Here is a 23,597-nt window from a genome sequence, read left to right as displayed (position 1 = left end):
TTTGATAGTTTATTATTGTCCGTAGTAAGCGTTATTTCCATGCTTACGTTCGTAATGTTTCTTAATCAGCGAAGCTTTCAGACGCTCAATTTGCGGATTGATTCCCTCAGACAAATAGGCCAATTCAGCAGCATATTCTAATACAGCAGCATTATAAACAGCTTGTTGTCCGTCTTTTCCCCATGTAAATGGCGCATGGTTACCCACTAAAATCATTTGTATTTCTTCGTGGTTTAGTCCAGCTTCTCTAAAATGATTGACGATCTGATACCCTGTTTGGTATTCGTAATTGCCTTCGATCATTTCGTCTGCCATTGGTGGAGCACATGGAATATCCTTTGTTAAATGATCAGCATGAGTAGTACCATAAATTGGGATACTTCTATTTGCTTGTGCCCAAGCTGTACCATATACAGAATGTGTGTGAACAACGGCACCCAATTCTGGCCATTCTTTATACAATACTGCATGGGTCTTCGTATCGGATGATGGGCGTAATTTACCCTCCACTACTTGTGCATCTAAGTCCACAATGACTATATCTTCTGCTTTTAAAATTTCATAAGGAACACCACTGGGTTTGATCGCAAATACACCTTTCTCACGATCAAAAACACTTACATTCCCAAACGTAAACTTCACCAAACCTAATTTGGTTAAGTTCATGTTCGCTTCGTATGCTTCCTCTTTAATATTATTGTACATCGTATAAATTATTTTCTAAAACATTTCCTGCCGCTAAATACCTTTCATATCGCTCTTGGTAAATTGTTACCACTTCTTCGTTTGGTACATATGTTTTTTCAAATCCATGTCCCATGTTTTGCATAGCTTCTTCTACATTTGAATACACATTGCCTACAACTGCAGCAAACATTGCCGCGCCTAAAGCACAAGTTTGATCTGACTTATGTACTTTAATCGGCATTTTCAAAATATCAGCCATCATCTGCATAATAAAAGGAGATTTTTTTGGTATACCTCCCATCGCAATGATACCTTTTACAGGCACTCCCTGTTCGATAAAACATTCCGCTATTTTGCGTGCTCCAAAACATGTAGACTCTACAATGGCACGAAATACTAAAACTGTATCCGAAGCAAGATTAAGATCCAATAGAGAAGCTTTCAAATTTTGGTTAGCAAATGGCGTACGACGACCATTGAGCCAATCAACAGACAAAGGATGTTTTACATCCGGTTTGATTACAGCAGCTTGCTCACTCAATTTTGAAAGAAGAGTCGATTCTATCTCTTGCAGTTTCGACTCTTCTATTTCATAGATGTTTTGTAAGGGCCACATTAAGATGTTTTTAAACCAAGCATATGCATCCCCAAATGCAGATTGCCCAGCTTCTAATCCTACCATATTAGGTATTACGGAACCATTTACTTGTCCACAAATTCCTTTTAAAGTAAAGTCTAATTTTTCTGGTGTCACTAAGATATCGCAAGTCGAAGTCCCTACTATTTTACTCAAATAATAAGGTTCAATTTCTCCTCCTACTGCGCCCATATGACAGTCAAATGCACCAACACCAATTACCACATTTGTACTTAACCCTAATTTTTCTGCCCATTCAGCAGAAAGATTACCTACTGCTTGATCCGAAGTATAAGTTTGCGCACCCAATCGTTGCACCTGATCTTTTAATAATGGATCCAATGCAGTAAAAAATTCATTTGGCGGATAGCCATTAAACTCTTCTGCCCATAATCCTTTATGGCCTGCAGCACAAACGCCTCTTTTCAGCAATGTAACATCTTTACCACCTACCAACTCAAATGGAATCCAATCGCAATGTTCCACCCAAGTATAAGCTGCACGTTGCACCTTTTGGTCTTCACGCAGCACATGTAATATTTTCGCCCAAAACCATTCTGAGGAATATACTCCACCTACATATTTAAGGTAATCTGTTTTATAATTTTTAGCGTGTTGATTTATTTCACTTGCCTCCCGTATAGCAGTATGATCTTTCCAAAGTACAAACATTGCATTTGGATTGTCCGCAAACTCTTCCGTCAAGGCTAATGGTGTACCTTCTCTATTCACAGCAACAGGTGTAGAACCTGTCGTGTCCACTGAAATTCCTACTACACGACTTGCAATCTCTTCACCTACAGCAGCCACACAGCCTGTAATAACTTCTGTTAAAGTTTCTAAATAATCGAGAGGGTGTTGTCTAAACTGATTGGTGGACGGATTACTGTATAGTCCTTTTTTCCATCTGGGATAATAACTAACTCTAGACGCCAACTCTTTGCCATTAGTCGCATCTACTAAAATTGCACGAACGGAATCACTCCCGAAATCTACTCCTATAACACAAGGATTACTCATTTTTAACTTGATTTTTCAGTTTATAATTGTCATCAATAAGACAGATGTCTTAATAATTAGTGTCAAATTAACACTTATTTTTGAAGTTTAAAATTTTTTTTTTAATTTTTATAGAAATATTTATCTTAAACACATGACTTTAGACTTCTACAAAAAGAATAAAAAAATACTTCTAGCCGTCGATTGTATTATTTTCGGATTCAATAAAGAGGAATTAGAAATATTACTTATCCAGCGTGATTTTGAACCTGAAAAAGGAAAATGGAGCTTGATGGGCGGATTTGTTGAAGAAAACGAGTCGCCTGGTGATGCAGCCCAACGTGTCTTAAAATCGCTTACAGGACTAGACCATATTTATATGGAACAATTTGCAGTGTTTGGCAATCCCAATCGCGAACCGATGGAGCATGTCGTGAGTTTGTGTTATTTTGCTTTAATAAATACAGAAATCCTTAGTACGGATTACAAAGCAAGATGGTTTAAATTGGACAAATGCCCGCCATTAATTTTTGATCACAATGAAATGGTGCACGAAGCACACAATAAACTGAAGAAAAAAGCTGCTTTATATCCGATTCTTTTCGAACTTCTATCAGACAAATTCACTATTCCACAAATTACATTATTGTACGAAGCGGTCTATCAAAATCAATTAGATAAAAGAAACTTTACAAGGAAACTATTGGGATCAAAACTACTAATAAAATTAGATGAGAAGGACAAAGAGAATTCTAAGAAAGGAGCGTACTATTATAAGGTTGATAAATCTGTGTATAAAGAAAAGATTATTACCTTCCTAAATTTCTTACCAGGATGGTATGAAGAATAACAAAAAATCGGGCTGCAGATGCAGCCCGATTTTTTGTTAGCTTTTCACCTCTTTTTCTATCACACCTCCTTTTTCACTATCTACAGTGATTTTAGCTTTATTCGGATTTCCTTTTACAATCCATTTGACTTTGACTTCGGACATCCCATCAATAGCAGGGATTTCTATTCGTTCGGGTTTGAATTTTTGGTCTTCTGTAACATTAAAATCATTGTTGATAATACGCATGCCAGCAATTACCTCTACACCACTTATACTGATATAGTTAGGTCTATTGATTTTATTGCGCACATCATGATCTGAATGGGTCGGAATAATACGACTATTCCACACAGAGGCTTTGACTTCAAAAAGATTATTCCCCAAAGATTTCACTTCTATATCATTAAATTCCAACTTAGGTGTATGATATCCATGATAAATGGTAAATGCAGCATTGCGATGCGCATCTTCTAGCAATAAGAAACCTGGATGATTACGGGTGTAATTTTTCTTCGCACCGCCAATTTCTATTTTGCCAAATTGTGGGTGATCAAATTCCTTCCAAGGCACATAAGCATCACCAAACAGAAGCAATTTATCGAATTCAAAATATTCTGAATTTTGACGGTTAGAAACCTCATCCTTGTTATTAAACAATTTGAATGTTGTCATCAACTCATTTGAGAATGTATAAATACCTCTACCTAAAGCAAAAAAGTCTATTTCCCCACCAAAAACAGTATACAAATCTTTGTGAATCACAATATAATTGTAACCAGGCAGCATTTTCTCACCTGTTTTTCCCAAAGCGTCATAGACCTGCACATCCTTACGTGAGTAGAATCGTTCGTCCTCTGCTGCACCTGGACCGCGTAAGATCATTCCACCGTAGTTGTGATACGATTGCGCTCCCGCAATATTAGTATGCTTGAAAAAGAAATCCTTCACTGCCATCGTTTCTGGCAATGTGCCTGGGTAATATAAAGCTCCACTCTGCACGTAGTTCGGTTGCCAATTCCACCCCCAATCTCTATTTGGATCATATGTACCTGTAATATCTTCATTTACTAACCCATCTCCATCATTATCTATACCTTCAAAACCCAACATTTCATACTCCCCCACTTCTCCTGCTTTTGCCAATACCATGCGATTTGGATTATCGTGATCTACTTTATAACGTCCCGTTTTTGATTTGCGACGCATCATGACGATGTGACCATCACCATCCAAATCATCGTACAAATCTTCCGCAATAAGACCATCTCCATCATTATCAAAAGGACGACGACCGGTACGTGAGGAATGCATCGTATTCGGTTCATAAATGAAATAATCGCGCGAATCTGGATTTATTGTAGGTGCGATATAAAACACTTTATCACGAAGCACTTCTTTTATAAAAGGAACTTGATGGTAGTTTTCTGCAAGATACCAAGCCGTATACATCGCTATTTCAGAGCCCTGCAATTCATTTGCATGAATATTCCCATCAATCCAAAGTCCCGGCTTACGATCTGTTACCCCTTCTTTTAAAGCAGAAATCGTTAATACATATATATCACGACCTTCAAACGATTTACCAATAGATTCGTATTTCACCAAATCAGGATACGCCTTTTGCAAATCTTTACAGAATTGCTCGATTTGCTTATTGTCGTGATAACGATTCCAATTCATCGGCACTTTAGGATTTGCAGGCGAACCAACCGCGCGAAGTCCTGGCACATCTATTTCTGGAGATTTATTCTGTGCCGAACCATAATGACCTACTAGGCTAAAACACAGAGATAGAATAATATATTTAATTTTCATTAGGCTACACGTTAAAGTTTTACTTCGATTAATTCTTCACCAGAAGTTGGACATCCTGCTTGTATTTTCACCGTACCTTTACCTTTTATCAACCATGTAAATGTTTGAGCACCTCCAGCAGGTAGTGAAGGGTATAGTTGTAGTCGCTTTCCACTCAAAAATTGTTGACCATTTTGCAAATCACAAACAGTCTTAAATCTAGACACAAAACGAATACGATCTCCTATTTCTGGATAGGTAGGCATATTACCTACATTCATCACAGACAATTCAACTCTGAAAACATCATTTCCTAAAGAAGTGACCTTTGGAGCATCGAATGTTAACTTAGCCATATTCTCCAAAAGCTTCACGACAAAATTTGTATGTGCTTTAACGGATGACTCCAGAAGCTCTACAGGAGGATTGTTCCGAAAAATATCGACCACACCTCCAACTTCCACTTGCTGATTCGGGAAATCTGGATGATTAACTTTTGTCCACGGAAGTATAGCGCCTTGTACATTATTTTGATTTACCCATTTATAAAAGGTTTCGTTGGCATCTGTAGATTTGATTACATTTTTCGCAGAATCTGTAACAGATGGCCACCACATCGGTGTTGCAAAACTAAATTTTCCCAAATGATAATATGCCGTGTTGGAAAAATTACCTGGGCTATTCGCAAATTTAGTCGCTTCGCCCAATGACTTTGTTTCTTCCTTATATATAGATGAAATGTATTTAGAAACTTCAACATCATTTGAACTCCAAGATTTCACAATACGTTCATACGCTTGGCGTGAATCAAATTTTTCAGGTTCAGATAAATTATTTGACAAACCTATATGTAGCACACTTGCTATTTGTGGGTTTGCAAATATAAAATCCACTAAAGCCCTCGTCTCTGGCTCTGATGCAGCATAATCACCACCTTCAGGTAAAAATGCTTGATAATTGAACGTGAAATTGCGATCTATATTCACGCCGCCTTCTCCATCTTCGCCATATCGACCATCAAAGTCTTGATCTGCACCTTCTGGAAATAAATTATATTTTCCTTTCTCCGCTTTGGATTTATCTGCAGCTGCGAGAACATTAGAATATTCTTTATGAACTACAAAATTCCCGATTGGAGATTCCACGCGCATCTGCGCAATTACACCATCGCCATTCAAATCCTTAGCTGGGTCTTCATCAATACGACCATCTCTATCGTTATCCACTTTACGACTGTTCCCCGAATACCAATTGGATGATTCAGAATTTCGCTTGTACGCATCTGGATTTACTAATGGTACAATCCAGACAGATTTGTCCTTCAATAAGGTTTGTAGGGAATCTTTTGGCAAAGCCAAAAGACTTTTAGATAATTGCAAAGCTCCTACCGTTCCTGCAGGATGCTTACCATCTATTCCTGCCACAATTAATAAAGTAGGACGGGGCTTTTCATCCAACTGTAACTTGATGACCGCGATGTTTTCATTCCCATAACTTCTCCCAATCACAGTTTGCGAAACCAAACCTTTGGTTTGAAACGACTTAACTGTAGACTGAATGTCAGTGTAAGAAGGATATTTCAATTGACTGAATCCAATAATCGGACAGAGCAAAAGGAATCCAAAGATGGTTCTCTTCATAAATAAAGGCTAATGTTGTAGATGAATAATTTAACAAACTAATTTAGATGTTTGAAGCAACATATTACACATTATTAAGTAACTTGTTTGCTATAAAATAGCGGCAAAATATTATTTAATTGAGCCACCAAATTTTAAATATATCAAACGTATTTATAAATTTTAAATTATTCTTAACAATCCCTTTGCTTTTAATAAGATATACATTATTTTTGCATTCCAAAATACAGTCTGACAAATCAGATTGTTAATAAATTGATTAATAAATTTTTAGTCCCTATAATATGCCCAATATTGGTAAAATAGCGCAGATTATCGGCCCAGTGGTTGACGTCAACTTTGCCGACAATGAAAATCTTCCTAAGATTTACGATGCATTGTACATTGAAAAAGAAAATGGACAACGTATCGTTTTAGAAGTTCAACAACACTTAGGTGAAGAACGTGTTCGTACGATTGCGATGGATGCAACAGAAGGTTTAGTTCGTGGTATGAAAGTGGTTGACACTGGCGCTCCTATCAAAATGCCTGTAGGCGAAGAGATCAAAGGACGTGTATTCAACGTAGTTGGAGATCCTATTGATGGTATTCGTGCATTGGACAAAACTAACGGACGTTCTATCCACAACACACCTCCAAAATTCGAAGATTTATCTACTGAATCTGAAGTACTTTTCACAGGTATCAAAGTAATTGACTTATTAGAGCCTTATTCTAAAGGTGGTAAAATTGGATTATTCGGTGGTGCTGGTGTAGGTAAAACTGTATTAATTCAAGAGTTAATCAACAATATCGCTAAAGGTCACGGTGGTCTTTCCGTATTTGCTGGTGTAGGTGAGCGTACACGTGAAGGTAATGACTTATTACGTGAGATGTTGGAATCAGGCATTATCAAATACGGTGAGCACTTCATGGAAGGCATGGAAAAAGGCGAATGGCCTTTGGATACTGTAGATGAAGAATTGATGAAAGATTCTAAATGTACTTTCGTATTCGGTCAAATGAATGAGCCTCCAGGTGCACGTGCACGTGTAGCCTTATCAGGTTTGACTGTTGCCGAATATTTCCGCGATGGTGAAGGTGATGGACAAGGTAAAGATGTATTATTCTTTATTGATAACATCTTCCGTTTCACACAAGCAGGTTCTGAAGTATCAGCGTTATTAGGTCGTATGCCATCAGCGGTAGGTTACCAACCTACATTAGCTACAGAGATGGGTTTGATGCAAGAGCGTATTACTTCAACTAAAAACGGATCGATCACTTCAGTACAAGCGGTATATGTACCTGCCGATGACTTAACTGACCCTGCTCCTGCGACGACTTTCGCTCACTTGGACGCAACTACAGTATTGTCACGTAAAATTGCTGAGTTAGGTATTTACCCTGCGGTGGATCCTTTGGATTCTACTTCACGCATCTTATCTCCAGCAGTATTAGGAGCTGAGCATTACGATACAGCTCAACGTGTGAAAGAAATTTTACAACGCTACAAAGAACTTCAGGATATCATCGCTATCTTAGGTATGGATGAGTTATCCGAAGAAGATAAATTGACAGTACACCGCGCACGTCGTGTACAACGTTTCTTATCTCAACCATTCCACGTAGCGGAGCAATTTACAGGTTTGAAAGGTGTATTAGTAGACATCAAAGATACAATCAAAGGTTTTAACATGATTATCGACGGTGAGACTGACGAATACCCAGAAGCAGCTTTCAACTTAGTAGGTTCTATCGAAGAAGCTATCGAAAAAGGTAAGAAATTATTAGCAGAAGCAGTTTAATTATAAGTATTGAGTACTGAGTATAGGGTAATGAGATTTTCTCTACTCCATACTCAATACTCCATACTCAATACTATATAGCAAAATGAAATTACAAGTAATAACTCCAGACAAAATAGCTTACGAAGGTGATGTAACGGCAGTTACAGTACCTGGGTCTGCTGGTTCTTTCCAAATTTTGAAAGATCACGCTGCTATTGTCTCTACGTTAGAAGATGGCAAAGTCATTATCAAAGGTAATGCTGGCGAAGAAGTCATTATTATTAAAGGCGGTGTAGTCGAAGTAAAGGACAACAATATCATCGTTTTGGCAGAAGGAATTGTGCAAGGATAACGATTTACAATATTGCTTAAATAGCCCTTAAGACTTCAAGTTTTAAGGGCTATTTTTTTTATACTTTTTATGCACAAAAACCAATTTCAGGAAGAATTTTGAAGAAATTCTAAAGTTCTCACCAAAGCACATAATGAACCAATTTTAATTTGGGTTCACCTATTGGAAAATTTTATTTTGTTCAAAATTAAATTAGTAGAATATATATAACAAATATACCAAAAATCGAAATAAAAAACTTTTTCAAAATAATATATTTGGCTATTGTAAAGAATTTTATTTCGTCTTAACTTGACGAAGCATCTTATTCGAGAAAGTGCACCATTGCTTGGGGAGGGTAAGGACACTTTATAATTAACATTATGCAATACTATAATCAAAACACTAAAATATTTCTAAATGGTCAATTCGTACTTGCAAATTCTGCAGGTATAGATTTATTTGGACAGTCATTGCATTATGGTTATGCTGCTTTTGAAGGTCTTAGAGCTTACAGTACGCATAATGGCACGCGTATTTTTAAAGCTGAAGCACACTTAGAAAGATTGCGTAAATCTTGCGAAGCAATAGGATTACCCTATAAGTGGAATAATAGAACGTTAATTGAAAAGTGTTATGAATTGTTGGAGATCAATAATCTGCGCTCTGCCTACATAAGACCTTTAGTATTCACAGGCTCTAATATGCATTTAACATCTTCAGAAGATGCAAATATTATGTTGGCAGCTTGGGAATGGGGGCCATATTTGGGACAACATTTATTACGCGTCAACATTTCAAGCTACGAGCGTCCAAATCCAAAATCTTTTCATATTGACGCAAAGATTTCTGGACAATATATCAATTCTATCTTAGCCTCTACCGATGCTATTCGCCAAGGGTATGATGAGGCCTTATTATTAGATCAAGATGGATATGTCGCACAAGCTTCAAGTGAGAATTTATTTATAGAAAAAGATTATAAGATATATACGCCGCCTTTAGACAATGTATTCCCAGGGATCACGAGACAAACGGTAATTGGGATTTGTAAAGAGTTGGGGTTCGATATTATCGAAAAGAAACTAACCATCCAAGATATATACACAGCAGACAGTGCCTTCTTAAGTGGCACTGCAGCTGAAATTATCGGGATAAAACAAGTAGATCATATTATTTACAAAGAAGAATGGGAACATAGCATTGGTGCTACTATCCAACGAAAATATAAAAACTTAGTATTAGAGCAAGAGAATTATGAAGTCATCATCTGATAACGAAAAGGGATTAAATAAGTACAGCCGCATATTCACGCAAGACGAGACACAACCAGCTGCCAAAGCTATGCTTTATGGTATTGGTTTGACAGATGCGGATATGGACAAAGCACAAGTCGGAATTGCCAGTATGGGTTACGATGGTAATACATGTAACATGCACCTGAATGACTTAGCTCAAGTCGTCAAAAAAGGCACATGGGATAATGGACTGGTTGGACTTACTTTTGGAACTATTGGTGTGAGTGATGGTATGAGTAATGGTACAGATGGTATGCGTTATTCATTGGTTTCTCGTGATGTCATCGCGGACAGTATCGAAACTATTTGTGGTGGTCAATACTATGACGGATTAATCGCTATCCCAGGTTGTGACAAAAATATGCCGGGTGCTATTATGGCGATGGCACGCTTAGACCGTCCTGCAATTATGGTCTATGGTGGAACTATTGCTCCGGGTCATTATAAAGGTGAAGAATTAAATATTGTTTCTGCATTCGAAGCGTTAGGACAAAAGATTTGTGGTAACATGTCGGAAGAAGATTTCCAAGGTGTCATCAAACATACGTGTCCAGGTGCGGGTGCTTGTGGTGGTATGTATACAGCTAACACTATGGCTTCAGCTATTGAATCTTTGGGCATGAGTTTACCTTATTCTTCTTCAAATCCAGCCATTTCGGCAGAGAAACAAGCTGAATGTCTAGATGCAGGTAAATACATCCGTATATTATTAGAAAAAGATATTAAGCCTTCGGATATAATGACACGCAAAGCATTTGAAAATGCTATTCGTTCAATCATCATTTTAGGAGGAAGTACTAATGCCGTATTGCACTTTATTGCAATAGGTAAAGCTATTGGTGTAGAAATTACACAGGATGATTTCCAACGCATGTCGGATGAAACGCCAGTATTGGCAGATTTCAAACCATCAGGAAAATACTTGATGCAAGACTTACAACAATATGGTGGTACACCAGCTGTATTGCGTTATTTATTAGATAACGGTTTGTTGCATGGTGATTGTATCACAGTTACAGGTAAAACTGTTGCAGAAAACTTGGCTGATGTAAAATCTATTATTGATTACAACCAACCTATCATCAAACCATTGAGTGAACCTATAAAAGCAACAGGTCACTTGCAAATTCTTTATGGAAACTTAGCAGAAAAAGGTTCTGTAGCAAAGATTTCAGGTAAAGAAGGTGAGAAATTTGTTGGCCCTGCTCGTGTATTCGATGGTGAGCATGATTTGGTAGCAGGTATTGCTTCTGGACGCATTCAAAAAGGTGATGTTGTAGTAATTAAAAATGAAGGTCCAATCGGTGCTCCTGGTATGCCTGAAATGTTGAAGCCTACGTCACTAATAATTGGTGCAGGTCTAGGTAAATCGGTAGCTTTAATTACTGATGGCCGTTTCTCAGGTGGTACACACGGCTTTGTAGTAGGTCACATTACACCAGAAGCGTACAAAGGTGGATTGATTGGTTTGGTAGAAGATAACGATATTATCGAAATCGACGCCGTGAACAATACAATAACACTTAAAGTGAAAGATAGCGTAATCGCTGAACGTCGTGCTAAATGGACACAACCAGCATTGAAAGTTACGAAAGGCGTATTGTACAAATATGCGAAAACAGTAGCTGATGCTTCACAAGGTTGTGTGACGGATTTATAAAAAGTATTTAGTAAAGAGTATTTAGTAGTTAGATTTTAGACCACGATATATTCTTTACTAAATTTATATAACATGAAAAAATAATTAGGATTATTAGACAAATCAGTCTAAATACTCAATACTAATATCTTAATACTAACAACAAAATGAGTACACTGGAGAAAACAGAAACAAAGACAACCCAAACCATTGCAGCCAACACACAGATATCTGGTTCGCAAGCGGTATTGGAAGCTTTGATTCATGAAGGAGTAGATACGGTATTCGGCTATCCTGGCGGTGCGATTATGCCAATTTATGACGCATTATATGATTATAATGATAAATTAAAGCATATTCTAGTCCGTCACGAGCAAGGCGGTATTCACGCTGCTCAAGGGTTTGCACGTACTTCAGGCCGTGTTGGTGTCGCTTTCGCAACATCTGGTCCTGGCGCAACAAACTTGGTAACAGGTCTAGCAGATGCTATGATTGATAGCAATCCCATAGTCTGTATTACAGGTCAAGTATTTGCGTCCTTATTAGGTACTGATGCATTCCAAGAAACTGATGTAATTAATATTACTAGTCCAGTGACAAAGTGGAATTATCAGGTTACTGATGCGACAGAAATTCCTTCGGTTTTAGCTAAAGCATTTTATATCGCGCGTACTGGCCGTCCTGGACCTGTATTGATTGATATAACGAAGAATGCGCAAATGCAGTTGTTCGATTATTTGGGTTATGAAGTTTGTAATCACATACGTAGTTATCGTCCAAAACCAATCGTTCGTCAGGAATACGTAGAAGAGGCAGCTGCATTAATTAACTCCGCAAAAAAACCATTTGTAATCTTTGGTCAAGGTGTAATCTTAGGTAAAGCAGAACAAGAATTCAAAGAATTCATCGAAAAAGGCGGTTTTCCTGCTGCTACAACTGTAATGGGATTGAGCGCTTTAGAAACTGACCATCCGCAACACGTAGGTATGTTGGGTATGCACGGTAACTATGCACCGAACGTAATGACCAACGAATGTGATGTCCTTATTGCTGTAGGTATGCGTTTTGATGACCGTGTAACAGGTCGTTTGGACAAATACGCCAAGCAAGCCAAAGTTATTCACTTAGATATTGATCCTGCTGAAATTGATAAAAATGTAAAAGCAACAGTTCCTGTTTGGGGTGATTGTAAAGAAACATTGCCATTATTGACGGCTTTGCTTTCGGGAAATGATCATTCCGCTTGGTTACAACAATTTAGAGATTTAGAAAAAGAAGAAATCAAAGAAGTTATATACAACGAATTGAATCCTACTAGTGACATCATGACGATGGGTGAAGTAATTCGCGTATTGAATGAATTGACTAATGGTGACGCTGTAATCGTGACTGACGTAGGTCAGCACCAAATGGTAGCTTGTCGCTATGCGAAGTTCAATTCTTCAAAATCAAATGTTACTTCTGGTGGTCTTGGTACTATGGGATTTGGCTTACCAGCTGCTATTGGGGCTTGGTATGGAGCACCTCATCGTGACGTCGTGGCAATCATCGGTGATGGTGGTTTCCAAATGACCTTACAAGAATTGGGTACTATTATGCAATTTGGTGCTAAAGTAAAAATCTTGATTTTGAATAATGAGTTCTTAGGGATGGTACGTCAATGGCAACAATTGTTCCACGACAGACGCTATTCTTTCGTAAACATCACAAGTCCTGATTTTGTAGCTTTAGCGAAGTCATACTATTTAGACGGAAACAAGATTTCAGACCGTAAAGACTTAGAGTCAGCATTGAAAACAATGTTGGATCACGATGGAGGTTATTTATTGGAAGTAATGGTTGGTAAAGAAAACAACGTATTCCCAATGGTAGCGCAAGGCACTTCAGTATCAGAGATAAGATTAAAATAAAAATGGAAAAGCAAGAATTTACCATTACACTATATACAGAAAACGCTATCGGTATGATAGGTCGTATTTCTAATATTTTTTCAAGACGTAAAATCAACATCGAAAGTTTGAATACCTCTCCTTCTGAGGTTGATGGTATTCACCGTTTCACGATTTTGATTACCGAATCAGAAGATGTGGTTCGTAAACTGTGTCGTCAAATTGAAAAACAAGTTGAAGTTTTGAAAGCATATTTCAACACAAATGATGAATTGATTTGGCAAGAACAAGCCTTGTACAAAGTACCAACGGAAGTCGTGAACGAAAAAGTTTACGTAGAGCGCTTATTGCGTGAATACGGTGCTACAGTCGTTGTGATTCGTCCAGATTACATCGTATTCGAAACAGCAGGTCACCGCGAAGAAATAGACCGATTGACTGCAGAATTGACTAAATACGGCTTAATCGAATTCGTACGTGGTGCGCGTATTGCCATCATTAAAGCAAGTGCGGGTTTCCACTCAAAATTAAAACAATTCGAAAGAGAAGAACCTTCACCAGAAATCGTAGAAAACGAATTCTTAGACCAACAAGACCAAGTCTTTACGATGTAATAAGATGAAAGAAATATTCAAATTTATTATAGATGCGCGCAAAGCTTTCATTAAGGATATAGAAAGTCTTTCATTAGAGGAGCTAAACGAAATTCCGGCAGGATTCAACAATAACATTATTTGGAATTTTGGGCATATTGTGGTCACTACGCCCGTATTGTGTTATGTACGTACAGGAATTTTGGCTGATGCTTCGAGTGTGAAGTATGTTTCTGCATACGCTAAAGGCACAAAGCCGACTTACTTTGTAACACAAGAAGAGGTAGATGAGTTGAAGGCTTTAGCTATTTCAACTATTGAAACGCTTGAAAAGGACTACAATGAAGGTAAACTAAACAATATTGTTCCTTTCGAAACAAGCACATATGGTGCACTTCTGGAAAGTATTGAAGATGTTATCATTACCACTGCTGGCCACGACAATACGCATTTGGGTTACGTGACTGCACAAAAAAGAATAATCAACAACAATAAATAAAACTTAAGAAAAGACTAATTAAAATAGTACGACAATGGCAAATTATTTTAACACATTACCTCTTAGAGAGCAATTAAACCAATTAGGTGTAGCTGAATTTATGGACTCATCAGAATTCGCTGATGGCGTAAATGCTTTAAAAGGTAAAAAAATCGTAATCGTGGGTGCGGGTGCACAAGGTTTGAACCAAGGTTTAAATTTAAGAGATTCTGGTTTGGACGTTTCTTACGCGTTACGTAAAGAAGCTATTGAGCAAAAAAGAGATTCATGGAAAAATGCAACTGACAACAATTTCACAGTAGGTACATACGATGAGTTAATTCCTACAGCTGATCTAGTTATCAACTTGACTCCAGATAAACAACATACAGCAGTAATCAATGCCGTAATGCCATTGATGAAACAAGGTGCTACATTATCTTATTCGCACGGGTTCAACATCGTAGAAGAAGGTATGCAAATCCGTAAAGACATCACTGTTATCATGGTTGCACCTAAATGTCCAGGTTCTGAAGTACGCGCGGAGTACTTGAGAGGCTTTGGTGTTCCTACATTAATCGCTGTTCACCCAGAAAATGACCCTCAAGGTAAAGGATGGGCTGAAGCAAAAGCATACTGTGTAGGTACAGGTGGTCACCGTGCAGGTGTATTGAAATCGTCATTCGTAGCAGAGGTTAAATCTGACTTAATGGGTGAGCAAACTATCCTTTGTGGTTTGTTACAAACTGGATCTATCCTTTCTTTCGACAAAATGGTTGAAAATGGTATCGATGCTGGTTACGCTTCTAAACTTGTTCAATACGGTGTTGAGGTTATCACTGAAGCCTTAAAACACGGTGGTGTATCAGGTATGCTTGACCGTTTGAGTAACCCTGCTAAAATCAAAGCTTTTGAATTGTCAGAAGAATTGAAAGATATCATGCGTCCATTGTTTCAAAAACACCAAGACGATATCATGTCTGGTGAATTCTCTAAAACAATGATGGAAGACTGGGCTAATGGTGATGCAAACTTATTGAAATGGAGAGCTGAAACTGGTGAAACTGCTTTCGAAAAAACACCTGCTGGCGATGTTAAAATTAATGAGCAAGAGTACTTTGACAACTACTTATTAATGGTTGCTTTTGTAAGAGCTGGTGTGGAATTGGCTTTCGAAACTATGGTTGAGGCAGGTATCAAACCTGAGTCTGCGTACTACGAGTCATTACACGAAACTCCACTTATTGCGAATACAATCGCGCGTAAAAAATTGTTTGAAATGAACCGTGTTATTTCGGATACTGCTGAGTACGGATGTTACTTATTCGACCAAGCTTGTAAGCCATTATTAGCTGATTTCATGAAAACAGTTGATACAGATATCGTTGGAAAAAACTTCAATGAAGGTAAAGATGGTTCTGTAGATAATACGAAATTGGTTCAAATCAATGAAGTATTGCGCAATCATCCAGTAGAGATCGTAGGACGTAAATTACGTAAAGCGATGACTGCAATGAAGACGATTAAAACAGTTTAATATTTCGTAATTTTGATAATTACAACAAAGGGATAAAGCGCATAAAAGGCCTTTATCCCTTTCGAAATTACTTATACTATCATAAGAGAAATGGGAAAAACATTAGTAGAAAAAATTTGGGATGCTCACGTCGTCAAGCGTGCGGAAGGTTTTCCAGATATATTGTATATCGATACGCATTTGATTCATGAGGTGACTTCTCCTCAAGCATTTGATGGATTGCGCAAAAGAGGTCTTCCTGTATTCCGTCCTAACCAAACTGTTGCGACAGCCGATCACAACGTTCCTACTTTAGACCAACACCTTCCGATTAAAGAAGAATTATCACGCTACCAAGTGGATATGTTGACAAAAAACACTTCTGAATTTGGCATCGAGTTATATGGTTTAGGTCATCCTTATCAAGGTATAGTACACGTTATCGGCCCAGAATTGGGTATCACATTACCAGGTAAAACTATGGTTTGTGGTGATAGCCATACATCGACACATGGTGCTTTTGGTGCTATTGCTTTCGGTATCGGTACATCTCAAGTAGAACAAGTTTTCGCGACTCAATGTCTATTGCAATCAAAACCAAAAACGATGAAAATCGAAGTGAATGGTGAATTGCAAAAAGGTGTCGGCGCAAAAGATATTATCCTTTACGTGATCTCTAAAACTACCGCAGCAGGTGGTACAGGATATTTCGTAGAGTTCGCTGGTTCGGCAATCCGCTCATTGAGCATGGAAGGTCGTATGACAGTATGTAACATGAGTATCGAAATGGGCGCGCGTGGTGGACTTATTGCTCCTGACGAAACGACTTTTGATTACATCAAAGGCAGAGAGTTTGCACCTAAAGGTGAGAAATGGGATGAGGCACTAGCGTACTGGAAAACATTGTACACGGATGAAGATGCGGAGTTTGATGCGGTATTAACTTTCGATGCAGCTGATATTCAACCAATGATTACTTACGGTACGAATCCAGGAATGGGTATCGGTGTAAAACAATCTATTCCAACTACAGCAGCACAACCAGAAAGTGAACAACCTTCTTACCAAAAGGCATTAGACTACATGGGTTTTGCAGATGGTGAACAAGTGTTGGGTAAACCGGTTGATTACGTTTTTATCGGCTCATGTACAAATTCTCGTATCGAAGATTTACGTCAAGTAGCTGAATTTGTTTCTGGTAAACAAAAAGCTGAAGGTGTAGAAGTTTGGATTGTACCGGGTTCAAAACAAGTAGAAGCACAGGCAATAGCGGAAGGCATCGACAAAGTTTTCGAAGCAGCAGGTTTCCAATTGCGAGAACCAGGATGTTCGGCTTGTTTGGGTATGAACGAAGATAAAATCCCAGCTGGTAAATACTGTGTATCTACATCAAACCGTAACTTCGAAGGTCGTCAAGGTCCTAACGCACGTACAATGTTGGTAAGCCCTTTGACAGCAGCAGCAGCAGCTATCAAAGGTAAAGTTACAGATGTAAGAGAATTAATTTAATAGCATTGATTCAAAGCATATGATATTAGAAGTAGCTATTCTTAATGTTAAAAGTGATCTTACTGATGAATTCGAGAAATCGTTTTCAAAAGCACAGAAAATCATTAGTAATATGAAAGGCTACATATCACATGAATTAAAAAAGTGTTTAGAAACACCAAATAAATATATTTTATTGGTCAACTGGGAAACTTTAGAAGATCATACAATTGGATTCCGTGAGTCCAAGGAATATCAAGAATGGAAAGAGTTACTGCACCATTTTTACGATCCTTTCCCAACAGTTGAACATTACATTTAATTCCTTTTGAATTTTAACTTTTTACTTTAACAAAATGTGTCAAATTTGTCAAGCAGTCACTGTTACCGAAAACAAGGTGATTGATAGAACAGGTCAAAATGCCTCATCTATCTTCAACCAACGTACATTGGAACAGGATTACAGAACACTTAAATCAGCATTGAAGCCTGGTTTGAGAGTTTTGGATATTGGCTGTGGTACAGGTTCGATTACCAAAGATATAGCGAAGTTGGTTGGACCAACGGGTTATGTCATTGGAGTAGACAATACCGAATCTTTCGTTGCTGAGGGCAAAAAGCTTTTTGCTGATGTAGAGAATCTTGAACTTATCCACATGGATATTTTAGATTTCGAATCGGAAGAAAAGTTTGACTTGATTATTTCTGCTCGGACGTTTCAATGGATTTCGACTTTGGACAAAGCTATTGATAAAGTAAAATCATTGTTGAAGCCAAATGGTCAAGTTTCGATTTTGGATTATAACCACGAAGCCATCAATTGGACACCAAAAATTCCTGCAAGCATGCAGAATTTTTACAATATGTTTTTGATGTGGCGCAAAGATGCCGGCATGAATAACCGTATTGGTTTTGACTTGATTGATATCTTTGAAGAACATGGATTTGATCAAATTGAGATTTTCAATTCGGACGAACATTACGAACGTATGTTTCCTGGCCACGTAGAAAAGATCAAAGTTTGGTCAAAAGTAGCGAGTTCTAAACAAATGGTTGAAGAAGGTTATATTTCCGACGAAGACCGTTTGCAAGCTATTGCAGATTACAACAATTGGGCTGATAAAGAAGCCACAAGTATGACCATGAAGCTGAGAGAAGTAAGGGCGCGTGTGAATTAAAAAGTAAAAATTAGAATTTAAAAAACACAGGATTAACAATTCAATTAAACACAAATTAGATAGGTTTTGACCTTTTAATTTTAAATTTTCACTTTGAAAGATGAAAAAATTTGAAAAACTAACTTCAACAGTAGTTCCACTACCGATTGAAAATATCGATACAGATCAAATCATTCCAGCTCGTTTCTTAAAAGCGACGACTCGTGAAGGTTTTGGTGAAAACTTATTCCGCGATTGGCGTTTTGATAACAATAATCAGCCAAAAGCTGACTTCGTATTGAACAATCCTCAATATTCGGGTCAAGTGTTGGTTGCTGGCAAGAACTTCGGCTGTGGCTCATCTCGTGAGCATGCTGCCTGGGCGATTGACGATTATGGCTTCAAAGTGGTAGTAAGTTCATTCTTCGCAGATATATTCAAAGGAAATGCGTTGAACAATGGCGTGTTACCAATTACAGTATCTGAAGAATTCTTGGAAAAAATATTTGCTCAGGTTTTCATTGATGCAAATGCACAACTAGTGGTGGATTTGGAAGCTGAAACATTGACAATTGCTGCTACAGGTGAATCGTTCCAATTTGAAATCAATCCGTACAAAAAATCTTGCTTGATTAATGGATACGATGACATTGACTTCATATTGAGTCACACTGATGAAATCAAAAGTTTTGAGCAAACAAGACCGTATTCTTATTATAGATAAAATATAAATGACAGAACCAGTCGTCCATATTGCTAATTTAACGATTCAATACCCAAATAATGTGGTATTGAGTTCCCTATCTTGGGCTATCCAGCAAGGGGAAAATTATGTTATTGGAGGCACGTCTGGTTCTGGTAAAACTACTTTAGCAAAAGCTATCGCAGGTTTAATTCCTGCAGATAATTCCATAAAATTGAACTTCGATTCATCGAAATCACTGCCTGCTAAAGTTGTCTATATATCCAATTGGTATCAATTTACCAATCTGGAAGGTGACCGCAATTTTTACTACCAACAACGCTATAATCACCATCAAGGTCACGATACTTTGACGGTGAAAGCCGAGTTAGAACACTTCGCTAAGAAAGAAAATTTAGACTTTTCGTTTATCCAACAACGCATTCAGGATTTTGGATTTGAAGATGTACAATCTTCTCAACTGATTGAATTGTCAAGTGGCGAACACAAGAAATTACAATTGGTTCGCGGATTGTGGGCGAAACCGCAACTTTTGATTATTGACGAACCCTATACAGGTTTGGATAAGAACTCAAGAGCCGTATTGAATACTTGGTTGGATGAATTGGTACAAGAAGGTGTCCAACTTATTTTGATTACCAACGATACCTTTTTACCAAAATCTATTAATCGTTTTGCACATATTGTGAATGGCAAAATAGAAATTGTGGATTCTCCTGATGACTTTGCTAAAGACAAAAAACGTCAGAAAAAGGAATTACCAACTTTTTTACGTGAAATACCAGAAACATACTACGATACAGTTGCCGAATTAAAGAACATTAATATTCGTTATGGCGAGAAAGTCGTGTTGAAAAATGTGTCATGGAAAGTAAATGTAGGTGAGAAATGGTTGTTGCAAGGTCCAAATGGTTCAGGAAAATCTACCTTATTGAGTCTTATCAATGGCGATCATCCCCAAGCCTACGGACATGACCTTTCATTATTTGGAAATATAAGAGGTTCGGGCGAAAGTATTTGGGATATAAAACAAAAAATAGGGATTATTTCTCCCGAAATGCATTGGTATTTTGACCAAAACGCTACGGTTTGGCATACCATTGCCTCTGGATTTTACGACAGTATCGGATGGTTTATTGATGTAAAATTTCAAGAGAAAAAACAAATAGAAGAATTATTGGAGTTTTTTGATTTGACGGATGTCAAAAATCAAAATCTCCACACATTACCGCTAGGTAAACAAAGACTAGCATTATTGGCAAGAACAATCATCAAAAATCCGCCATTACTGGTATTGGATGAACCTTGCCAGGGTTTGGATAATGACCAAGCTAAATATTTTAACGATGTAGTAGATGAGTTAGCGCAATACGGCAAAACATTAATTTATGTGGGGCATTATGAGTCGCAATTGCCATCCTGCATCGAACATAGAATTGTATTAGAGAAGGGCGAAGTAAAAGCCATAGAAAATATAACTGTAAAAGATAAACATTTAGAAAGCGTTATTTTGTAAGATTTGAAAATCGATAAGCCAACTGCTTTTTGACTTTTCATTTTTTACTTTTTACTTTGAAAAGAAAATGAAAAAAAATATTCTAATCATTCCAGGTGATGGAATCGGACAAGAAGTAACAACTTGGGGTAAACAAGTATTGGAGGCTATTGCAGCAAAGTATAACCATGAATTTATATTCGATGAAGCGATAATGGGACATACGGCAATCGAGGCTACAGGTAACCCATTACCAGATGAAACTTTAGAAAAAGCCAAAGCTTCGGATGCAATTTTATTTGGTGCAATAGGTCACGCCAAATACGACAATGACCCTTCTGCAAAGGTTCGTCCTGAGCAAGGTTTATTGAAAATCCGCAAAGAGTTGGGTTTATATGCAAACTTACGTCCTATTTTATTATTTGATGAATTATTAGATGCCTCAAGTTTAAAACCTGAAGTGTTACGTGGAACAGATATTTTATTCTTCCGCGAATTGACAGGTGATGTTTATTTTGGTGAGAAAAAACGCAACGAAGACAACACATTTGCCTCGGATCTGATGAACTACCACCGTTACGAAGTAGAGCGTATTGCACGCAAAGCTTACGAAGCAGCGCGTACACGTGGTAAGAAATTATGTTCGGTAGATAAAGCCAACGTATTGGAAACTTCACGTCTTTGGAGAGAAGTGGTTCAAGAATTAGCAAAAGAATATTCGGATGTAGAAACAGAACACATGTTTATCGATAATGCAGCAATGCAATTGGTGAAAAATCCGAAAAAATTTGATGTCGTATTGACTGCTAATTTATTTGGTGATATCTTGACGGATGAAGCGTCACAAATCGCAGGTTCGATGGGTATGTTGGCTTCTGCATCTATCGGCGACAGCACGGGATTCTTCGAGCCTATACACGGTTCTGCACACGATATCGCCGGACAGAACAAAGCGAACCCATTAGCTTCTATCCTATCGGCAGCCTTATTGTTGGATATTGCATTTGGTCTTCAAGAAGAAGCCAAAACTGTTACAACTGCTGTAGCCGATACGTTGAAAGCGGGCTGGAGAACTGGTGATATTGCAAATGCAGAAACACCTGCAGATAAAATTTTGGGCACAAATGAAATGGGCGCTAAAGTTTTAGAATTTATTAAGTAGAAATAACCAAGGAATAATCATATAAAGGAAAAGACTATGTTACACGATCCGAATCACTTATACATTTTCGACACGACATTACGTGATGGTGAACAAGTACCAGGATGTCAATTGACAACAATTGAAAAAGTTGAAATTGCAAAAGATCTTGAACGTCTAGGCGTGGATATCATCGAAGCAGGTTTTCCTGTGTCAAGCCCTGGTGATTTTCAATCTGTAGTTGAATTATCAAAAGCCGTAAACGATGTAATCATTTGTGCATTGACACGTGCAAATGAAAATGACATCAAAGTTGCTGCTGAAGCACTTAAATATGCAAAAAGACCGCGTATTCATACTGGTATAGGTGTATCTGACGTACATATTCAATACAAGTTTAATAGTACACACGATGCAATTTTAGAGCGTGGTATTGCAGCTGTAAAATATGCAAAACAATTCGTTGAAGATATAGAGTTTTATGCAGAAGACGCTGGTCGTTCAAATCCAGAATACTTAGCACGTATGATCGAAGGTGTTATTGCTGCTGGGGCTACAGTTGTCAATATCCCGGATACAAATGGCTATTGCTTGCCACATCAATATGGTAATATTATCAAATATTTGAAGGAAAATGTAAGCAACATTGACCAAGCGATCATTTCTGCCCATTGCCACAATGATCTAGGACTAGCAACAGCTAACTCTATTGCTGCTGTACAAAGTGGAGCTCGTCAAGTAGAATGTACAATAAATGGTATCGGCGAACGTGCTGGTAACACTTCACTAGAAGAAGTTGCTATGATCTTAAAAGTGCATAATAAGGAATTTGGCAATTTGACTTCAAATATCGACAGCAAAATGTTCACTTATTTATCACGTAAAGTAAGTGAGATGATGAATATGCCTGTACAGCCAAATAAAGCTATCGTGGGACGTAATGCATTTGCGCACTCATCTGGTATTCATCAAGATGGCTTTTTGAAACACCGTGAGACTTACGAAATTATGCGTCCAGAAGATGTTGGTTTAGCAGAAGCGGATATAATCTTGACTGCACGTTCGGGACGTCATGCATTAAAACATCACTTAGAACGCCTTGGCCATCATTTGGATAAAGATACTTTGGCTAATACATACGAACGATTCTTAGTTTTAGCTGACGCTAAAAAAGAAATCACCGACGAAGATTTATTGACGTTGGTAAAATAAAACATATATTATTCTTAAAGCGAGGCATCTATATATAGAAAATATAGATGCCTCGTTTTTTGTTATTAGACCATTAACAATATAAGAGTATTATTTCTACTTCCTGTTTTTTCCACAATTAATGAATCGATAAATTTATCAAATTTTTACCGATAGTTAAATTAATTTAACTTAACTTTATTCAAACCTTAAATAAGTACTTAAAATATAACAATATGGAAAGAAAAGTCTCCATATTAATCATTGCATTTATGCTAATTATGTGTATTTCATTGGCGGGATTTTATTCTTCGTATCTG

At 37.6% G+C, this 23,597-nt stretch carries 20 protein-coding genes; 16 read left to right on the top strand and 4 right to left on the bottom strand.

Going from position 1 to position 23,597, the window contains the following annotated elements; translation table 11 throughout:
• Positions 1–12: 12 nt before the first annotated feature.
• Positions 13–705 (bottom strand): L-ribulose-5-phosphate 4-epimerase, encoded by a 693-nt coding sequence (locus GOQ16_RS00100; RefSeq protein ID WP_160066727.1) that lies wholly within the window; start codon positions 703–705, stop codon positions 13–15.
• The gene (locus GOQ16_RS00095) at positions 695–2,344 is read right to left on the bottom strand and encodes a ribulokinase (protein ID WP_160066725.1); all 1,650 of its coding nucleotides are present in this window, start codon (positions 2,342–2,344) and stop codon (positions 695–697) included. The genes GOQ16_RS00100 and GOQ16_RS00095 overlap by 11 nt, the downstream gene beginning before the upstream one ends.
• Before the next feature lie 133 nt (positions 2,345–2,477).
• Here GOQ16_RS00095 and GOQ16_RS00090 point away from each other — a divergent pair, with 133 nt between their 5' ends.
• A complete protein-coding gene (locus GOQ16_RS00090; protein WP_160066723.1) occupies positions 2,478–3,173 on the top strand; it encodes an NUDIX hydrolase in 696 nt (231 codons plus the stop codon).
• A 36-nt stretch (positions 3,174–3,209) separates the two neighbouring features.
• Here GOQ16_RS00090 and GOQ16_RS00085 read toward each other — a convergent pair whose 3' ends face one another.
• Positions 3,210–4,970 carry a M14 family metallopeptidase gene (locus tag GOQ16_RS00085; protein WP_160066721.1) on the bottom strand — a complete coding sequence of 587 codons (1,761 nt, stop codon included), beginning with the start codon at positions 4,968–4,970 and terminating at the stop codon, positions 3,210–3,212.
• 11 nt (positions 4,971–4,981) lie between these two features.
• Positions 4,982–6,589: a M14 family metallopeptidase gene (locus GOQ16_RS00080; RefSeq protein WP_160066719.1), complete on the bottom strand. Its 1,608-nt coding sequence runs from the start codon at positions 6,587–6,589 to the stop codon at positions 4,982–4,984.
• Between the two features lie 284 nt (positions 6,590–6,873).
• On the opposite strand from GOQ16_RS00080, the gene atpD reads away from it, so the two are divergent.
• The 15 genes from atpD to GOQ16_RS00005 all read left to right on the top strand — a co-directional run bounded on the left by atpD (position 6,874) and on the right by GOQ16_RS00005 (position 23,298).
• Positions 6,874–8,376, top strand: coding sequence for a F0F1 ATP synthase subunit beta (gene atpD, locus GOQ16_RS00075; RefSeq protein ID WP_160066717.1), 1,503 nt, complete (start codon positions 6,874–6,876; stop codon positions 8,374–8,376).
• A gap of 85 nt (positions 8,377–8,461) precedes the next feature.
• A complete protein-coding gene (gene atpC / locus GOQ16_RS00070) occupies positions 8,462–8,710 on the top strand; it encodes an ATP synthase F1 subunit epsilon (RefSeq protein WP_149913807.1) in 249 nt (82 codons plus the stop codon).
• Positions 8,711–9,072: 362 nt separating this feature from the next.
• Complete coding sequence (locus tag GOQ16_RS00065) at positions 9,073–9,963, top strand: branched-chain amino acid transaminase (protein ID WP_160066715.1); 891 nt, start codon at positions 9,073–9,075, stop codon at positions 9,961–9,963.
• Positions 9,947–11,647: a dihydroxy-acid dehydratase gene (gene ilvD / locus GOQ16_RS00060; protein ID WP_160066713.1), complete on the top strand. Its 1,701-nt coding sequence runs from the start codon at positions 9,947–9,949 to the stop codon at positions 11,645–11,647. Before GOQ16_RS00065 ends, ilvD begins: the two co-directional genes overlap by 17 nt.
• Positions 11,648–11,793: 146 nt before the next feature.
• Positions 11,794–13,536 carry a biosynthetic-type acetolactate synthase large subunit gene (gene ilvB / locus GOQ16_RS00055; RefSeq protein WP_160066711.1) on the top strand — a complete coding sequence of 581 codons (1,743 nt, stop codon included), beginning with the start codon at positions 11,794–11,796 and terminating at the stop codon, positions 13,534–13,536.
• Positions 13,537–13,538: 2 nt separating this feature from the next.
• Entirely contained in the window at positions 13,539–14,129 is a 591-nt protein-coding gene (gene ilvN, locus GOQ16_RS00050; protein ID WP_149913803.1) for an acetolactate synthase small subunit, read from the top strand.
• 4 nt (positions 14,130–14,133) lie between these two features.
• Positions 14,134–14,607: a DinB family protein gene (locus GOQ16_RS00045; RefSeq protein WP_160066709.1), complete on the top strand. Its 474-nt coding sequence runs from the start codon at positions 14,134–14,136 to the stop codon at positions 14,605–14,607.
• A 34-nt stretch (positions 14,608–14,641) separates the two neighbouring features.
• Positions 14,642–16,123, top strand: coding sequence for a ketol-acid reductoisomerase (gene ilvC, locus GOQ16_RS00040; protein WP_160066707.1), 1,482 nt, complete (start codon positions 14,642–14,644; stop codon positions 16,121–16,123).
• A 90-nt stretch (positions 16,124–16,213) separates the two neighbouring features.
• Positions 16,214–17,611, top strand: coding sequence for a 3-isopropylmalate dehydratase large subunit (gene leuC / locus GOQ16_RS00035; RefSeq protein WP_160066705.1), 1,398 nt, complete (start codon positions 16,214–16,216; stop codon positions 17,609–17,611).
• Positions 17,612–17,630: 19 nt separating this feature from the next.
• Positions 17,631–17,912, top strand: a complete 282-nt coding sequence (locus GOQ16_RS00030; protein WP_149913799.1) for an antibiotic biosynthesis monooxygenase family protein — start codon at positions 17,631–17,633, stop codon at positions 17,910–17,912.
• Positions 17,913–17,946: 34 nt separating this feature from the next.
• Positions 17,947–18,768 carry a methyltransferase domain-containing protein gene (locus tag GOQ16_RS00025; protein WP_160066703.1) on the top strand — a complete coding sequence of 274 codons (822 nt, stop codon included), beginning with the start codon at positions 17,947–17,949 and terminating at the stop codon, positions 18,766–18,768.
• A gap of 100 nt (positions 18,769–18,868) precedes the next feature.
• The gene (leuD, locus tag GOQ16_RS00020) at positions 18,869–19,471 is read left to right on the top strand and encodes a 3-isopropylmalate dehydratase small subunit (protein ID WP_160066701.1); all 603 of its coding nucleotides are present in this window, start codon (positions 18,869–18,871) and stop codon (positions 19,469–19,471) included.
• 7 nt (positions 19,472–19,478) lie between these two features.
• Positions 19,479–20,966 carry an ATP-binding cassette domain-containing protein gene (locus tag GOQ16_RS00015; protein WP_160066699.1) on the top strand — a complete coding sequence of 496 codons (1,488 nt, stop codon included), beginning with the start codon at positions 19,479–19,481 and terminating at the stop codon, positions 20,964–20,966.
• Positions 20,967–21,033: 67 nt separating this feature from the next.
• Positions 21,034–22,107: a 3-isopropylmalate dehydrogenase gene (gene leuB, locus GOQ16_RS00010; RefSeq protein WP_160066697.1), complete on the top strand. Its 1,074-nt coding sequence runs from the start codon at positions 21,034–21,036 to the stop codon at positions 22,105–22,107.
• Between the two features lie 36 nt (positions 22,108–22,143).
• Positions 22,144–23,298 (top strand): 2-isopropylmalate synthase, encoded by a 1,155-nt coding sequence (locus GOQ16_RS00005; protein WP_160066695.1) that lies wholly within the window; start codon positions 22,144–22,146, stop codon positions 23,296–23,298.
• The last annotated feature ends 299 nt before the right edge of the window (positions 23,299–23,597 follow it).

The sequence above is a fragment of the Sphingobacterium bovisgrunnientis genome (assembly GCF_009829085.1).
In the GTDB taxonomy this organism is placed as follows: domain Bacteria; phylum Bacteroidota; class Bacteroidia; order Sphingobacteriales; family Sphingobacteriaceae; genus Sphingobacterium; species Sphingobacterium bovisgrunnientis.
This window is presented reverse-complemented; position numbering and strand designations above follow the sequence as displayed.

What these genes read in the sequence shown, in the direction of transcription:
- GOQ16_RS00065 (WP_160066715.1), top strand. Translation starts at nt 9,073, where the DNA reads ATGCAATACTATAATCAAAACACTAAAATATTTCTAAATGGTCAATTC.
- GOQ16_RS00100 (WP_160066727.1), bottom strand. Translation starts at nt 705, where the DNA reads ATGTACAATAATATTAAAGAGGAAGCATACGAAGCGAACATGAACTTA.
- GOQ16_RS00015 (WP_160066699.1), top strand. Translation starts at nt 19,479, where the DNA reads ATGACAGAACCAGTCGTCCATATTGCTAATTTAACGATTCAATACCCA.
- GOQ16_RS00025 (WP_160066703.1), top strand. Translation starts at nt 17,947, where the DNA reads ATGTGTCAAATTTGTCAAGCAGTCACTGTTACCGAAAACAAGGTGATT.
- leuC (WP_160066705.1), top strand. Translation starts at nt 16,214, where the DNA reads ATGGGAAAAACATTAGTAGAAAAAATTTGGGATGCTCACGTCGTCAAG.
- GOQ16_RS00045 (WP_160066709.1), top strand. Translation starts at nt 14,134, where the DNA reads ATGAAAGAAATATTCAAATTTATTATAGATGCGCGCAAAGCTTTCATT.
- GOQ16_RS00080 (WP_160066719.1), bottom strand. Translation starts at nt 6,589, where the DNA reads ATGAAGAGAACCATCTTTGGATTCCTTTTGCTCTGTCCGATTATTGGA.
- GOQ16_RS00090 (WP_160066723.1), top strand. Translation starts at nt 2,478, where the DNA reads ATGACTTTAGACTTCTACAAAAAGAATAAAAAAATACTTCTAGCCGTC.
- GOQ16_RS00005 (WP_160066695.1), top strand. Translation starts at nt 22,144, where the DNA reads ATGTTACACGATCCGAATCACTTATACATTTTCGACACGACATTACGT.
- atpD (WP_160066717.1), top strand. Translation starts at nt 6,874, where the DNA reads ATGCCCAATATTGGTAAAATAGCGCAGATTATCGGCCCAGTGGTTGAC.
- GOQ16_RS00085 (WP_160066721.1), bottom strand. Translation starts at nt 4,970, where the DNA reads ATGAAAATTAAATATATTATTCTATCTCTGTGTTTTAGCCTAGTAGGT.
- GOQ16_RS00095 (WP_160066725.1), bottom strand. Translation starts at nt 2,344, where the DNA reads ATGAGTAATCCTTGTGTTATAGGAGTAGATTTCGGGAGTGATTCCGTT.
- ilvC (WP_160066707.1), top strand. Translation starts at nt 14,642, where the DNA reads ATGGCAAATTATTTTAACACATTACCTCTTAGAGAGCAATTAAACCAA.
- ilvB (WP_160066711.1), top strand. Translation starts at nt 11,794, where the DNA reads ATGAGTACACTGGAGAAAACAGAAACAAAGACAACCCAAACCATTGCA.
- ilvD (WP_160066713.1), top strand. Translation starts at nt 9,947, where the DNA reads ATGAAGTCATCATCTGATAACGAAAAGGGATTAAATAAGTACAGCCGC.
- GOQ16_RS00030 (WP_149913799.1), top strand. Translation starts at nt 17,631, where the DNA reads ATGATATTAGAAGTAGCTATTCTTAATGTTAAAAGTGATCTTACTGAT.
- atpC (WP_149913807.1), top strand. Translation starts at nt 8,462, where the DNA reads ATGAAATTACAAGTAATAACTCCAGACAAAATAGCTTACGAAGGTGAT.
- ilvN (WP_149913803.1), top strand. Translation starts at nt 13,539, where the DNA reads ATGGAAAAGCAAGAATTTACCATTACACTATATACAGAAAACGCTATC.
- leuB (WP_160066697.1), top strand. Translation starts at nt 21,034, where the DNA reads ATGAAAAAAAATATTCTAATCATTCCAGGTGATGGAATCGGACAAGAA.
- leuD (WP_160066701.1), top strand. Translation starts at nt 18,869, where the DNA reads ATGAAAAAATTTGAAAAACTAACTTCAACAGTAGTTCCACTACCGATT.